The following is a 14,084-nucleotide window of genomic DNA, read 5'->3' on the forward strand; positions in this document are numbered from 1 at the left end:
ATTTTTCATGTTCATCACCGGCATCGCCATAAAAGCGCCGACGCCCACGATTACAACCAGAGTAATAATCACTGTCATTAACATGCGATCACCCCATCAACGTTGAGTTGTTACGGCTGACTCTGTTTTGGCGGTTACTTGCTGCGGCCTTCTTTGCGTCCCCCACCGCGGCGGCGACAGTCTCAGATTAGCCGTTTTTCCTTTCGGCTGACAAGCGGCGGTTAAACGGTTTTTCCGAATAATTTCCCCCCCGTCACCGGCGGCGTTTTTGTCCACGGCGGCAAGTTGTGTATACTTCACCGCTATGTAGGTCTCACACTGACGCACTGATGATACAAGAACACCACCTCTCGTTGGTCTGCGCCCTCAGCAAATGGGTCGAAACTCACCTCGGACGAGTGATCCATCTCGAAGAGCTGGCCGAATACTCCGGCTACTCGCTGTGGCACATGCAGAAGTTGTTCAAAGAAGCGACAGGGATTTCGCTCGGCAAATACATTCGCGAACGCCGTCTGGCCGGCGCGGTCTATCAACTGCGCAGCAGTGAAGCGTCGATCTTCGATATCGCCCTGGACTTTGGCTTCGGTTCACAGTCCCACTTCACCTACATGTTCAGAAAGCGTTTTAATATCACGCCCTATGATTTCCGCCAGGACTTGAGCGTCGATCTGCACATCGCTCCACCTTTGCACGTCATTCACCAAAAATCTGCCTGACGCCCGCCGCAAACCGACGGGTTAACGCGCCCCCCAAACCGCCAGTATCGCGATCGCGGCCGGCAGCGCCTGCACCCACAGAATTTTGCGGCTGGCGGTCAACCCGCCGAACACCCCGGCCGCCAACACACACCCGAGAAAGAACAGCTGCAGTGCCATATCCCCACGCCAATAGCTCCATACCAACCCCAACGCCAGAAAGCCGTTGTACAACCCTTGATTAGCGGCCAACACCCGCGTGGCTGCGGCGAACTCCGCCGTCGTGCCGAATGCGCGCCTGCCGAGTGGCGTACGCCACAGGAACATTTCCAGCACCAGGATATAAAGATGGAGCGCTGCGATGAGCAGCAGCAAGATATCGGCAAACAGCTTCATGAAGGTCCCTGTCATTTATTGAAGATGTCATTAATTATAAACGCTACCTCTCATCTCCCCATCGGCGGAGATAAAAAAAAACCCGCCGAAGCGGGTTTATGCAGGAGTCATTTTCTGAGGTTAGTTTAATACGGCGACCAACAATGCCGCGACAGAGACCCAAAACAGCGCCGTGGCAACCACGACATGGGACAGTCTTGCACGATAAAGTACCTGGCTCATAATGACCTCACTGACATCTGACTAACGGGAGACAACTTGACTTCCTGAGGATTATCCTAAACTTCTTCTCGTTGTCATTATTTGCGCCAGATCACTTTTCCGCCGAGAAACCTTATATTGTCGTAAAGCTGGAGCCGCGATCACATTAATTACGCCTTATTAGAGCGAAATAAGCCGAATAATCGCGGCGATTATAGCCGAACGCTATCAAACATCGCTCCAGGGCAGGCGCGGTGCGGTCATGCGCTCACCAGAATAACCGCTAACCGCCGGGAAACGCGGCGCCCCTTGTTCCCAATCATGCTGAGCCCGAGTAATTTCAGCCTTGGTATGGCCAACGAAATTCCACCAGATAAGGATCTCTTCGTTTAATGGCGCCCCACCGATTAATAATCCCCGGCTGCCCTTCTGTGCATTTAACTCAATAGAGTTATTCTTCATGCCCAAATAGGCGAACTCATCAGGTGAAAAGGTTTCACCATTAAGTTCAAATGCACCAATAAGGGGCAAAAAGCCGACTTCATCATCATCGCGCAACGGCAATTCGATTCTCGCCGCTTCCTCCCATTCCAGATCAATGGCGATTAATGGCGAAAGAGTAAACACCGGTGAACGGTAAGCGCCAAATTCCCCAACCAACAAACGGTGATTCACGCCGTTATTCTGCCATTGCGGCAAGTCAGGATAATGATCGAAGCGTGGCGCCATATTGGCATGTTCGGCCGGCAGCGCGATCCATAATTGCGCAGCATGCAATCGCCGTTGCTCACCCACCGACTGTTCCGTATGCGCAATGCCGTGCCCTGCGGTCATCAGGTTAACCTGACCCGGGCGAATCACCTGCTCACTGCCGAGGCTGTCTCGGTGCAGCACCTCCCCCTCTATCATCCAGGTGAACGTTTGCAGCCCGATGTGCGGATGCGGCCCCACATCCATGCCGGGCGAGGCGCCGTTGAATACCGTCGGCCCGGCGTGATCGAGAAAACACCAGGCGCCAACGGTGCGCCGCTCCCGAGTTGGCAACGCACGGTTGATCGGAATACCTCCCACTTCGGCGTTACGCACGGCAATACGTTGTATCTGGCGCACGCCGTCAACGACAGGGCACTCGCGTGAAGGTGAAGAGAGCGTAGGGCGTGACTGACTCATCGCAAAGACCTCCTGAATGGCGCCGATTGGCCAAGGGTAACCGCCCAAGCTTAACACAGGACAGTTCCCCGACAGAGCGGCGACGCTCAGGCGCGTTCGCGCGGATCAGGACGCTTTGATATAGCAGCTCTTGATGTCTATATCGTCGTGCGCGTGCCTGAGATCGGAGAAATAGGTCACGCCAAAGAGAATTGATACCACCAGCAGCACGGACACCAACAGGCCGATGATCGCCAGCAGTTTGGTTTCATCATGGAGATTAGGCTCCATTTTATCTCCCCTAGTTAATCGCGTCAGGTCACCCACAGCGTGACCGCCAGCGTAAAGATAATCAGTGAGCAGGACGCCACCGCCAACACGACGATCGCAAATTGCGCATCACCCAAGGTTTCTCGATAATTTTTATCCGTTGAGGCGTTACGCTGTTGTTTCACTAAATCGGTTTTCACTCGTTCAACTGCTGCATTGCTGTTTGACGGGGCAAAACATCCCCTCAGAATAAGGCGCCAACGTTGCCGCCTGGGTCGTTACGGCCTCAACCGGGGGATGACGCTATCAATTTTCCCTATCAGGGTCAACACCGCCCCTGCCGGCGAGCGAGCAGGGACACAGGGGAGATGTAACTGGCATAGGGAGCGCAGGGAAATAAGAGACGCCTATTACAGAGGACAAAAAAAAGCCCGGTACGTAACCGGGCTATGGCAGGCCAACGCGTTATTGCGGGATACGCAACACCTGCCCCGGATAAATCTTGTCCGGGCTCGACAGCATCGGCTTGTTGGCTTCGAAAATCTTGTTGTACAGATTGGCGTTGCCGTACATCTCTTTAGAGATCGCGCTCAGCGTATCGCCCTTCTTCACGGTATAGAAGCGGCTCTCGGCATCGGATTGCGCCACCGCCACCTTGTCTTCCACGCCGCTGATACCCGCCACGTTGCCAATCGCCACCAGAATCTTCTCTTTTAACTCCTGGCTGACGGCGTCGCCGGTCACTACGGCTTTACCATCGATCACCTGCACCTCGACTTTGTCGGTGCCCGGCAAGCCGCTCTTATCGAGATGCTCCTTGAGTTTGGCGCCTTGATCTTCGGCGGAGGCATTGCCGGTGACTGTGTCCCACAGTTTTTCTCCCGCTTCTTTGACGAAGTTAAACAAGCCCATATTCACTCCTTTTGATGGTTGCACTAATGCGTTTAAGTAAGGCTTGTTAAGCTTAGCATCGACAAAAGGATATGCCATCCGCTCACGGCGTCAGAAACGGTTAGAGTATTCCGAAAGTGTCGTCCGCGGCGTTTCAACGGTGATTAATCGTGCAATGATGCTGAAAAATCGCGCTTTTTTACCTACACTGTTGCAGACAAGGCAACTCGACGAAGGAGGCGTGCAACGATGTACGCATTGGTGATGTTTGTCTGTTATCTGGATGGTGGCTGCAGTGAAATGGTGGTCGACATATTGCGTGACGAGCCGCAATGCCTGGTCGCGATGAAGGAACAGAACTTGCGACACGCCGGCTGTTATCCCATGGAAGAGTTTATCGACGGTTTCTGGTTGCCAGCCAGCGAATATTCGGATTTTTAATTCCCTCCCCGCGCGATGCTGAGGAATTTCTGATTTCCTCGGAAACTTCGTCTTCCTCCGAGGCATAAGGCCGCTGTTTTGCTAAATTGCGTCTCCCGAAGAAGAGAGAGGCAGAGAAAGGTCATGCCAGCATCGGCTCATTCCAACGAGCAATATGAAACTCTGCTGCGCGACGTCAGCCTGGCGTTAGGCGACGCAGTGTTGCAGTTAATCCAAAACCATAAAAAAGTATCCGGTGGCAATATTCTTTCACAGCTGGTGAACGAAATAGAGCGTGAGCAGGATCAGCAACGTTTCGCCGCGCTGCGTTCCGCCATTGAGCTGGTCGGGTTGGCGCCCAAAAGCTGAGATCCCGATAAAACAAAGGCGGGACCTGCGTCCTGCCTGAGGTTAATGACAAACCTGATGGCATTGCCAGGTTTATCGAAGAGAACATTTAAAAAAGAAAAATCAATTCATTGATTTTCGGCGGCTCACCACAAAGAAGGAAAAAACACGCTTTCCCTCCTTTGTCAGCAAGCTAAGGCAGGGCTTACGCCCTGCCTGATTACCAATCCCGACACAGGATGAAGGTAATGAAATTGCCGCTTAGAAGCGATACGTCAAGCTGACGGCAACGATATCATCGTTGGCCAGTTTCAGTTTGTTATCGTCGCTCAGCTGGTTGATTTGATAATCGACGTAGGTGTACATATTTTTGTTGAAGTAGTAAGTCGCCCCCACTTCCACGTATTTCACCAGGTCGGCATCACCGATCCCTTCGATATCCTTGCCTTTGGACTGCACGTAGGCCACGGAAGGACGCAGGCCGTTCTCGAATTGATACTGGGCCACAACTTCGAAGTTTTGCGTTTTATTGGCGAAGCCGGAAGTGCCATTGACGCTGATCGGCGTCATGTTACGGGTTTCGGCATACATCGCAGCCAGGTAAACCTGGTTGGCGTCGTATTTCACCGCGGTGGTCCAGGCAGTGGCGCTGTCGCCCTTACCATACTGCAGCTCTTTCTGCTTGCTGGTGCGGTTGGAGTCAGAGAACGCCGCCGCTACGCCGATGCCGGAACCGCCGATGTCCTGGTAGTCCAGAGACAGGCCGTAACCGTCGCCGTTTTGCTTGGTCACGCTGCGGCCGTCGCCGTCGTTTTTACCCTGGTACTGCACCGCCAGGTTCAGGCCTTCCACCAAGCCGAAGAAATCACGGTTACGGTAGGTGGCCAAACCGTTGGAACGGGCGGTCATAAAGTTATCGGTATAGCTGTAGGAGTCGCCGCCGAACTCCGGCAGCATGTCGGTGTAAGCCTCGGCATCATAGACCACACCGTAGTTACGGCCGTAGTCGAAAGAACCGTAGTTGCCGAACTTCAGCCCCGCGAAGCCCAGACGCGTTTTGGTGCCGGCGGTGCCCTGCGCTTCGTCGTGATTGGCCTGGACGTTATATTCCCACTGGCCGTAACCGGTCAACTGGTCATTGATTTGCGTTTCGCCTTTGAAGCCCAGACGAACATAGGTCATATCGCCGTCGTTGGATTTACTGTCGCTGAAATAATGTTTGGCGTTAACACGGCCGTACAGGTCGAGTTTATTGCCATCCTTATTGTAGATTTCAGCCGCGTTGGCGAAGGAGGTGATCGCCCCGAGGGCGACAGCTAAGGCTAATACACTGCGTTTCATCATTTATTTTCCTAGATATTATAATTAGAACCCTGCCCGTCACGCCCAATTTATAATTTGGGCTGTGATTTTATCTTTTGGTATTTTATGAGCTCCCCTAATGCGGGGGTGATGTGACATTAGCATCATGAATCAAAACTTAAAATCAAAAAGTTCATGAAACAACGAGGAGAAAGCATGTTTATTTGTAAACAAATATTACAAAAAAGAAATCACCCAACCCATTGAATATAAGAATATTTTGTCACATAAGTTATAACCAAAATGGTGCATCGCACCAAAATAGTGCATTTGGGTTTCGTTTTGCGTGCTTTCTGAGCGATTCAAAAGTAACAACAAAATTAGCATGGTTATTAAAAACGTTACTTATTTCACATTTTTATCTTAACAAACTCACCAGGCAATTAAGGCCTTCAGCTAATCATCTGACGCTGCCTTTTATTCATTCGCATAAATGAATATCTTCGGAACGAATAAAATTCGCCTTACTGCAATTAAAATAGCGGGAAATAGCAGAGTAAAATAATGAAGGGAATAACGGCGGCGCGCTGACGGCGCCGCCGTGGATAAATCAATACAGCGTAGAGCGGGAAACCTCGTTCAACAACATACCGGCGCGCAGGCCCAGCGCCACATTGGGGTTAGGGAACAGTATCCACGCCCCCTCTGGGCCAACGCGATAGTCCTCCTGAGGCTGCTCGCACAGCAACATGCCCGGCTTCAGTTCGGTGAAATTGGCCGTGTCATCATCCAGGTACAGCTTGAAATCTTCGCTGTGCTTGATCAACGAGTGCATCACGCGGAAAACCCGAATCTCGTCGCCCGCACGCGCCGGCAATGCCCCCTCGCTGACCGCCGCCCGCAGAGCGCGATCGATGGCGGCGAACTGCTGCAGATCGTTGCTGCCGAACGGCCGCGCTTTGCCCAGCTCGAGCGTACAGCTCGCCGCATTGAGATGTTCACTGGAGTAATGGCTAAAAGTCCCGCCCGGTGCGCTGTGCACCACCAGCGCATCCAAATCGGCGGCATCCAACAGCTTTAACATCGGCTCACTGTACGGGCGTTTCTGGAAAGGCAAAATGCCGAAGCGTGGCAACCGCGATTCACGGATGGCGGTGTGCAAATCGTAATGGAAGCGCGCCGCCTGTTCCCCATCGAAAAAGGCGGCAAGCGCACGCTCCAGCTGCTGCGCGCGCACGGTTTCGCCGCTGGCGGCGAAGTTGAGGTAGCGGCCGCCGAACATGCGGTTCATATCGCTGTGCAGATAACGCTTGCCGGCCCGCATCGCCGCCGGGTTGCCCAGCACCACCAACAGCCGCACCCTCAGCGGCAACCGGCCGGCCAGCAGATCACCGACCAACTGATTGAGCAGTTCGATCGGCGCGGTTTCGTTGCCGTGCACGCCCGCCGACATCACCATCGCCTGGCGGTAAGGCTGCCGCGGCGTGAGCTCCAGCACCCCTTCCCCCTGCCAGCGCCAGCGCAGCAATGGCGTTTCACCCTGCCATTCGACAGGTTCGTTCCCTTCCAGCGTCAGGGGCAGTAGATCGATCATGCCGCCTCCCTTAGCGTTGGAATGGATAGATGGAACCAAGTCCGAGGATCGACGTCAGCGAATCCAGCGCCTCGCGCCCTTCGCGCAGCAGCAGCGGATCGGCCAGGTCATCCTGCGTCAGGCGATCGCGGTAATGGCGATCGACCCACTCGTTCAACGTTGTGAACAGCCGCTCGTTCATCATCACGCGCGGATTCACCGCCCGCAGCTCCTGCTCGTTAAGCGCCACCCGCAGCCGCAGGCAGGCCGGGCCGCCGCCGTTGCGCATGCTTTCGCGCAGGTCAAACACGCGGATTTCATCGATCGGGCCACCGCTGCCGACCATGTCGTTCAGATAACGCCACACGCCGGCGTGCTGGCGCGACTCTTCCGGCACCACGATCATCATTTTGCCGTTCGGCTTGGTAAGAATTTGGCTGTTGAACAGGTAGGTCGCCACCGCGTCCGCCACCGAGACGCGCTCCGTCGGCACTTCTATCGCCACCAGCTCGCTGTCCAGCATCGCCATCTTGCGGCGCACTTCATCCAGCGCCTGTTGCTGGCGGTAAAACGCCTGCTGATGGTGGAACAGCACGTTCTGGTTGCTGACCGCAATCACGTCGTTATGGAACACGCCCTGATCGATCACCGCCGGGTTTTGCTGCACAAAGACCGTATGCTGCTCGTCCAACTGGTGCAGGCGAGCGATCGCCTCGCCGGCTTCGCGCGTCTGGCGCGCCGGATAACGCGCCGGTGCCGTTTCGCCGCCGAACTCCTGCCGACCGTAGACAAACACCTGCACGCTGCGCCTGGCGTAGTCGCCGCCCAAACGGTTGTGGTTGGCCGCCCCTTCGTCACCGAACAACGCCACCTGCGGCAGCGCCTCGTGGTGGGCGAAATGCCGATCGTCGCTGAACATCGCCCGCAATACGGCGGTGGTGGTTTCCGCTTCAATGGCGCGGTGGAATTTGTTATTCAGGTTGGCGGCGGTGAAATGCACCTTGCCGTCGGCGCTGTCCGCCGAGGGCGACACGGTGGCCGCATTGGCGGTCCACATGCACGACGCCGAGCTGAGCGCCGACAGCAGGCGCGGCGACTGACGCATCGCCTGTGCCAGCACCGCCTCATCGCTGCCGCTGAAGCCCAGGCGACGCAGCATCGGCAAATGCGGCCGTTCCTGCGGCGGCAATACCCCTTGCTGGAAACCGAGATCGGCCAGCGCCTTCATTTTCAGCAAGCCTTGTTTCGCCGCCAGCTTCGGGTTCGATACGCTGTTTTGATGCTGCGTCGACGCCTCGTTGCCGAACGACAGCCCGGCATAGTGGTGCGTCAGCCCCACCAAACCGTCGAAATTGACTTCATATCCTGACATGTTCATCCCCTGGGGATAGCGTGCGGCGGCGCCATCGCGCCGCCGCAGACGATTAACGGAACGACAAGCCCGGCGAGAGCGTCGCCGGCAGCGACAGGCTTTCGCTTTCCAGCGACGCCATCGGCCAGGCGCAATAGTCCGCCGCATAGAAGGCGCTTGGGCGATGGTTGCCGGAGGCGCCCACGCCACCAAACGGCGCCGCGCTGGACGCCCCGGTCAGCGGCTTATTCCAGTTGACGATGCCGGCGCGCGCTTCCAGCAGCAGTCGCTCGAACAGCTCGCGCTGCGGCGATACCAGCCCCACCGACAGGCCGTAGCGCGTCCGGTTGGCCAGCTGCAGCGCCTCGTCGAAATCGCGGTAACGCACGATGGTGGTCAACGGCCCGAAGTACTCTTCGTCCGGTACGCCGGCCACGCCGGTCAGATCGACGATGCCCGGGCTGAGCAGCGAGCTGCCCGGCTCCAGCAGGCGCAGGGTCAGCAGTGACTTGCCGCCCAGCGCCAGCAAGTGCTGCTGCGCTTTCAGCATGTTTTCCGCCGCGGCTGCCGACACCACCCCGCCCATGAACGGCTGCGGTTCGGCATCCCAGCGGCCGACCCGCAGTTCACCCGCCACCTGGACCAGACGCGCGATAAAGGCATCGCCTTCCGCCCCCTGCTTCACCAGAATGCGACGCGAACAGGTGCAGCGTTGGCCGGCGGAGATAAACGCCGATTGGATAGCCAGGTTGACCGCCGCATCGCGATCGTCGAAACCGTCGACGATCAGCGCATTGTTGCCGCCCATCTCCAGCGCCAGGATCTTTTCAGGCTGCCCGGCCAATTGGCGATGCAGGTGATAGCCGGTGCCGGCGCTGCCGGTGAACAGCAGGCCATCGATATCCGCACTGGCCGCCAGCGCTTCGCCGGTTTCGCGGCCGCCTTGCACCAGATTGATCACCCCGTCCGGCAGGCCGGCCTGCAGCCACAGCTTCAGGGTCTCCTCGGCGGTCAGCGGCGTCAGCTCGCTCGGTTTGAATACCACGCAGTTACCGGCCAACAGCGCCGGCACGATATGGCCGTTCGGCAGGTGGCCAGGGAAGTTGTAAGGCCCGAACACTGCCAGCACGCCGTGCGGGCGATGGCGCAGCACCGAAGCGCCGTCGGCCATCGCCGTCTGGCTAAAGCCGGTACGCGTCTGATAGGCCTGCAGCGAAATACCCACCTTGCCGATCATCGCCTGAATTTCGGTCAGCGTTTCCCAGCGCGGTTTGCCGGTCTCGCGGCTGATGGTTTCCGCCAGTGACTGCTTGTGTTCTTCCAGCAAAGCGGCGAAGCGTTTTACCAGCTGTTCGCGCTGCTCGAACGGCGTACGTGCCCAGGCCGGGAACGCGGCGCGTGCGGCCTCGCAGGCGGCGGCGACGTCGTCGGTATCGGCGGCGTTAGCGTGCCACAGCAGCTGGTTACCAACCGGATCGGCCTTGCCGAACTCGGCGCCGCGGCCTTGCCGCCAGACGCCGTTAATCAACAGTGCAGGATGGGACATCATGCTTTCTCCTGTGCAATAAGGGGGAGCACCCGCACCGGGCTGCCCTGCTCGACGCCCAGCGCCGCAGCGGTGGCGGCGTTGATATGCAGGCGGTCGTCATACAGTTCGGCATTGACCAACAGTGCGCGGTAGTGCTGATAGTTGTCGTTGGCCACCAGATGCACCGGCGCATCGGCGCGCATCGGCGTGTCATCCAGCACCACTTTCACCAGGCGGCTCTGCTTCACCGCGCGGATGTGGTCGATCTCGGCTTCCAGCGTCGGGCCGCCGTCGAAAATATCGACGTAGCCCTGATAGCTCAGGCCTTCCGCCTCCAGCAATCGGCGCGCCGGCAGGGTTTGCGGATGCACCTCGCCGATCACTTTCTGCGCGTCTTCGGCCAGGAAATCGACATACAACGGGTGTTTCGGCATCAGCTCGGCGATAAACGCCTTTTGCCCGGTGCCGCTCAGGTAGTCCGCCTTGGCGAACTCGATGGAGAAGAAATGACGCCCGACGCTCTCCCAGAACGGCGATCGGCCGTTTTCATCGGAGAAACCGCGCATCTCGGCGATCAGGCGCCGGGAGAAACGCTCGCGGAACGCGGCAATAAACAGGAAACGCACTTTCGACAGCAGCTTGCCGTTCTCGCCGTGACGATAATCCGGATCGAGGAACAGCGTGCACAGCTCCGAATGGCCGGTGTGGTCGTTGCTGAGGAACAGCGTCGGCACCGATTTATAGACGTTCAGCTGTTTGGAAGCGTGCACCTGCGTGCCGACGCGGAAACTGTACCAGGGTTCCGCCAGGCCGACGGCCACTTCGATCGCGCAGACCCCGACCACCTGACGGCGCTCGCTGTCTTCCAACACGAACAAATAACACTGGTCACTTTGCGGAAGTTCGCCTTGCCAGGTTTTTAACGCCCGCTCAATGCGTGCCGACAGGGTATCTTCATTTTGCGGCAGTGAAGTGAGACCGATGCCGGATTTACCGGCCAGCGTCAATAAATCCGCCAGATCGCGACGCTCTATAGGGCGAATAATCATCATAATGCGAACCTCTTCTGAATCAGGCTGCGCCGGTGAAGGCGCAGCCCGCTGATTAGCTGCAAATGCGCGCCACGGCGCGCGCGAATCGCGCCAGCCCCTCTTTCACATCCTGCTCAGGGATGATCAGCGACGGCGTGAAACGCACCACGTCCGGACCGGCGATCAGCGCGATAACGCCTTCTTCGTTCGCCAGTTGGGTGATCTGCTTCGCTTTGCCGGCATAGTCTTTCGTCAATTGGCAGCCGATCAGCAAACCGCCGCCGCGGATCTCGGCGAAGATCGGGTACTGGCGGTTGATGTCGTTCAATCCGTCGATAAACCACTGGTGACGCTGTTTGACGCCTTCCAGCACTTCCGGGGTGTTGATGATGGAGAACACTTCCCCCGCCACCGCCGTCGCCAGTGGGTTGCCGCCGTAGGTAGTGCCATGGGTGCCGACGCCCAGCGTTTTCGCCAGCGCATCGGTGGTCAGCATGGCACCGATAGGGAAGCCGCCGCCCAGCGCTTTGGCGGTGGTCAGCACGTCCGGCACCACGCCGTACTGCATGTAGGCATACAGATGGCCGGTGCGGCCGACGCCGGTTTGCACTTCATCGAAGATCAGCAGCGCATTATGACGATCGCACAGCTCACGCAGCCCCTGCAGGAAACTGGCTTCCGCCGGCAGCACGCCGCCTTCGCCCTGGATCGGCTCGACGATCACCGCACAGGTGCGATCGTTGATAAGCTCGGCCGCCGCGGCCAGATCGTTATACGGCGTATGGGTGATCCCGCCCGGCAGCGGCGCAAAATCCTGCGAATATTTTGGCTGGCCGCCGGCGGACACGGTAAACAGCGTGCGGCCGTGGAACGCGTTGTTGAACGCCACAATCTGATCTTTACCGGCGCCGTGCTGGTCGTGCGCATGTTTGCGCGCCAGTTTCAGCGCCGCTTCGTTGGCTTCAGCGCCCGAGTTACAGAAGAACACCTTGTCGGCGAAGGTGGCGTCGATCAGCTTTTTAGCCAGGCGCAGCACCGGTTCGTTGGTATAGCCATTGCCCAGATGCCACAGTTTGCCCGCCTGCTCCACCAGCGCCGCCTTGACCGCCGGGTGCGCATGCCCCAACGCGTTAACCGCGATGCCGCCGGCGAAATCGATGTAAGACTTACCCTGCTGATCCCACACCTGCGAGCCTTCTCCCCGCACCAGAATAAAATCGGCAGGGGCATAAACCGGGACCATCCAGTCATCGAAAGACTGGCGGGTAACTGCGATTGGCTGTTCCATAGTGACCTCATAATCTCAGCAAAGGCTGAATTTTGACTGTAAGGGCCGTTCAAGCCCGGTTAGGCCGCCACAATGCAAAAAAACCGTTGTTCAAAACCGACTTTTGCGGCGGAGAAAATGCTGTCCCTTACCGCTGATTTAGAAACAAATCTGTTACATAAAATCGGTTTTTCACTATTTATGGCGTATATCCGGTCCCTGAGCGGGAAGTAAATGTTAACGAGCAGTTAAAATACATGTCGTTTGATAAAGAGTGTAGAGCAGCTATCGTGCCAAAACGGGATTTTTGCCGGATTTTGCCATTTTTTTCGTTAAAACAACGGCTTATAATGAATATTTATTCATTTTCTATGCATTGGTAATGCATAAATTAAAAAATAAGGCCTAAAATCATCATTGCGCGCGAAATCCTATTCAATTACGAAAAACTTCAGGATTTCTGATCGGGCTCGCAAAAAAAATTTCACCCCATTTGCTCGCTATCACACTTTTTGCCCCTATCGGGTGCAGCGGTGCGCCAGAAAGGTGCAACGCGGCAGCGACGCAGAGATCTCCCCCGCCATGCTCCCGAAAAAGGACCGCGCTAACCGCGGCTCCTGCTTTGTGCGCCAGCGACTACACTGTGATCCTGACCGCCCCTTCTCTTCTGCGCACAAGGAGTCACCATGCCCAAGAAAACCGTCGATCTCAGCCAGCCGCACGCCCAGCACGACATCCGCGCGTTTCTCGACGCGCTGAATGCCGGCGGCGGTAAACCCATGGAGCAGATGAAGCCCAAAGAAGCGCGCCGGGTTTTGGAGGACGCGCAACGCAGCGTCGAGGTGCCGCTGCGCGAGGTCGAGATCAGCGAGAAGAGCATTCACGTAGAAGGTCAGGATATTCTGCTGCAGCTGGTGCGGCCGGCCAGGGTCAAAGAGGCGCTGCCGGTATTCATGTTCTTCCACGGCGGTGGCTGGGTGCTGGGCGATTTTCCCACCCATGAACGGTTGGTGCGCGATCTGGTGCACAGTTCAGGCGCGGCGGCGGTGTTCGTCAACTATCCCCGCTCACCGGAGGTGCGCTACCCTGAGGCGATCAATCTGGCTTACGCCGCCACCGAATGGGTGGCCGAGTACGGCGAGAAGATCAACGTCGATGGTTCACGGCTGGCAGTGGTCGGCAACAGCGCCGGCGGCAATATGGCGGCGGTGGTCAGCCTGATGGCCAAAGAGAAAGGCATACCGGTGCTGCGTTGCCAGATCCTGCTGTGGCCCGTCACCCGCGCCCAGTTTGATACCGACTCCTATCATCAGTTCGCCGAAGGCCATTTCCTGACCCGCAACATGATGAAGTGGTTTTGGGACAGCTACGCGCCCGATAAGGCGCAGCGCAAAGACATCTACGCTTCGCCGCTCAACGCCACGCCGGAACAGCTGCGGGGTTTGCCGCCGGCGCTGGTGCAAACCGCCGAGCTGGACGTGCTGCGCGATGAGGGCGAAGCCTACGCGCGTCTGCTCGATGCCGCCGGCGTCGAGGTCACCGCCACCCGCTATAACGGGCTGATCCACGACTACGGCCTGTTGAATCCGCTCGCCCACGTCCCGGCGGTGCATTCGGCGATCCATCAGGCCGGACGCGCGTTGAAGCATTACCTGTCCTGAC

At 57.4% G+C, this 14,084-nt stretch carries 15 protein-coding genes; 4 read left to right on the forward strand and 11 right to left on the reverse strand.

The window, feature by feature from the left end; all coding sequences use genetic code 11:
- The first annotated feature begins 329 nt into the window (after positions 1 to 329).
- The gene (locus tag C9411_RS02510) at positions 330 to 716 is read left to right on the forward strand and encodes a helix-turn-helix domain-containing protein (RefSeq protein WP_063990191.1); all 387 of its coding nucleotides are present in this window, start codon (positions 330 to 332) and stop codon (positions 714 to 716) included.
- Between the two features lie 21 nt (positions 717 to 737).
- Here the strand turns inward: C9411_RS02510 and C9411_RS02515 are convergent, their stop codons facing one another.
- From C9411_RS02515 to lysM, 5 genes are all read right to left on the reverse strand, one after another.
- The gene (locus C9411_RS02515) at positions 738 to 1,085 is read right to left on the reverse strand and encodes a DUF1304 domain-containing protein (protein WP_233221877.1); all 348 of its coding nucleotides are present in this window, start codon (positions 1,083 to 1,085) and stop codon (positions 738 to 740) included.
- A 435-nt stretch (positions 1,086 to 1,520) separates the two neighbouring features.
- Positions 1,521 to 2,462: a pirin family protein gene (locus C9411_RS02520; RefSeq protein ID WP_063990193.1), complete on the reverse strand. Its 942-nt coding sequence runs from the start codon at positions 2,460 to 2,462 to the stop codon at positions 1,521 to 1,523.
- 105 nt (positions 2,463 to 2,567) lie between these two features.
- Positions 2,568 to 2,732 carry a hypothetical protein gene (locus C9411_RS25775; RefSeq protein ID WP_162837923.1) on the reverse strand — a complete coding sequence of 55 codons (165 nt, stop codon included), beginning with the start codon at positions 2,730 to 2,732 and terminating at the stop codon, positions 2,568 to 2,570.
- 23 nt (positions 2,733 to 2,755) lie between these two features.
- Positions 2,756 to 2,911 (reverse strand): hypothetical protein, encoded by a 156-nt coding sequence (locus C9411_RS25780; protein ID WP_016927390.1) that lies wholly within the window; start codon positions 2,909 to 2,911, stop codon positions 2,756 to 2,758.
- Positions 2,912 to 3,176: 265 nt separating this feature from the next.
- A complete protein-coding gene (lysM, locus tag C9411_RS02525) occupies positions 3,177 to 3,623 on the reverse strand; it encodes a peptidoglycan-binding protein LysM (RefSeq protein ID WP_107226346.1) in 447 nt (148 codons plus the stop codon).
- Positions 3,624 to 3,851: 228 nt separating this feature from the next.
- Between lysM and C9411_RS02530 the strand changes: the two genes are divergently transcribed.
- Both C9411_RS02530 and C9411_RS02535 read left to right on the forward strand, forming a co-directional pair.
- Positions 3,852 to 4,043 (forward strand): YebW family protein, encoded by a 192-nt coding sequence (locus C9411_RS02530; protein WP_004934567.1) that lies wholly within the window; start codon positions 3,852 to 3,854, stop codon positions 4,041 to 4,043.
- Between the two features lie 123 nt (positions 4,044 to 4,166).
- Positions 4,167 to 4,391: a biofilm development regulator YmgB/AriR family protein gene (locus C9411_RS02535; RefSeq protein WP_063990195.1), complete on the forward strand. Its 225-nt coding sequence runs from the start codon at positions 4,167 to 4,169 to the stop codon at positions 4,389 to 4,391.
- Between the two features lie 240 nt (positions 4,392 to 4,631).
- On the opposite strand, the gene ompC is transcribed toward C9411_RS02535, so the two are convergent.
- The 6 genes from ompC to C9411_RS02565 all read right to left on the reverse strand — a co-directional run bounded on the left by ompC (position 4,632) and on the right by C9411_RS02565 (position 12,443).
- Positions 4,632 to 5,714, reverse strand: coding sequence for a porin OmpC (gene ompC, locus C9411_RS02540; RefSeq protein WP_046687263.1), 1,083 nt, complete (start codon positions 5,712 to 5,714; stop codon positions 4,632 to 4,634).
- A 568-nt stretch (positions 5,715 to 6,282) separates the two neighbouring features.
- The gene (astE, locus tag C9411_RS02545) at positions 6,283 to 7,266 is read right to left on the reverse strand and encodes a succinylglutamate desuccinylase (protein WP_107226347.1); all 984 of its coding nucleotides are present in this window, start codon (positions 7,264 to 7,266) and stop codon (positions 6,283 to 6,285) included.
- Positions 7,267 to 7,276: 10 nt separating this feature from the next.
- Positions 7,277 to 8,617 carry an N-succinylarginine dihydrolase gene (gene astB / locus C9411_RS02550; protein ID WP_107226587.1) on the reverse strand — a complete coding sequence of 447 codons (1,341 nt, stop codon included), beginning with the start codon at positions 8,615 to 8,617 and terminating at the stop codon, positions 7,277 to 7,279.
- Between the two features lie 52 nt (positions 8,618 to 8,669).
- Complete coding sequence (gene astD / locus C9411_RS02555; protein ID WP_107226588.1) at positions 8,670 to 10,142, reverse strand: succinylglutamate-semialdehyde dehydrogenase; 1,473 nt, start codon at positions 10,140 to 10,142, stop codon at positions 8,670 to 8,672.
- Positions 10,142 to 11,176 carry an arginine N-succinyltransferase gene (gene astA / locus C9411_RS02560; protein ID WP_060421424.1) on the reverse strand — a complete coding sequence of 345 codons (1,035 nt, stop codon included), beginning with the start codon at positions 11,174 to 11,176 and terminating at the stop codon, positions 10,142 to 10,144. The genes astD and astA overlap by 1 nt, the downstream gene beginning before the upstream one ends.
- A 52-nt stretch (positions 11,177 to 11,228) precedes the next feature.
- Entirely contained in the window at positions 11,229 to 12,443 is a 1,215-nt protein-coding gene (locus C9411_RS02565; protein ID WP_063990198.1) for an aspartate aminotransferase family protein, read from the reverse strand.
- Positions 12,444 to 13,108: 665 nt separating this feature from the next.
- Here C9411_RS02565 and C9411_RS02570 point away from each other — a divergent pair.
- A complete protein-coding gene (locus C9411_RS02570) occupies positions 13,109 to 14,083 on the forward strand; it encodes an alpha/beta hydrolase (protein WP_107226348.1) in 975 nt (324 codons plus the stop codon).
- The last annotated feature ends 1 nt before the right edge of the window (position 14,084 follow it).

This window comes from Serratia sp. Nf2 (genome assembly GCF_003028435.1).
Classification (GTDB): domain Bacteria; phylum Pseudomonadota; class Gammaproteobacteria; order Enterobacterales; family Enterobacteriaceae; genus Serratia; species Serratia marcescens_L.